Source organism: Opacimonas viscosa (assembly GCF_024199005.1).
GTDB lineage: Bacteria > Pseudomonadota > Gammaproteobacteria > Enterobacterales > Alteromonadaceae > Opacimonas > Opacimonas viscosa.
The window spans coordinates 1-222 of the sequence record NZ_JANATA010000389.1 but is presented as its reverse complement, the minus strand read 5'-3'; the positions used below and the strand labels follow the sequence as shown (position 1 = coordinate 222).

Below are 222 nucleotides of genomic sequence, written 5' to 3'. Positions count from 1 at the left end.
ACTATTACCCATCTGTCCATTTGGTAAACCAACAAAATTACCATATGTATGAATCAAAGAGTAAGGAACATTTTCAAAAAGATAATCATAAGTTGGTGTATTAGCATTTTTAAATGCATTATAGTTATTAGAATCGTTATGACCAATTCCATCTGTAATAACAAGTATAGTCTTATTTGACATAATTTAAACCTTTTAACAAGTATATTATTATATAATCGC

Annotated in this window: 1 pseudogene; it reads right to left on the bottom strand. The window is 26.1% G+C overall.

What is annotated here, in order from left to right:
- Positions 1-183, bottom strand: a pseudogene (locus NLF92_RS14020) (2,3-bisphosphoglycerate-independent phosphoglycerate mutase); the annotation flags it as partial.
- Positions 184-222 lie beyond the last annotated feature (39 nt).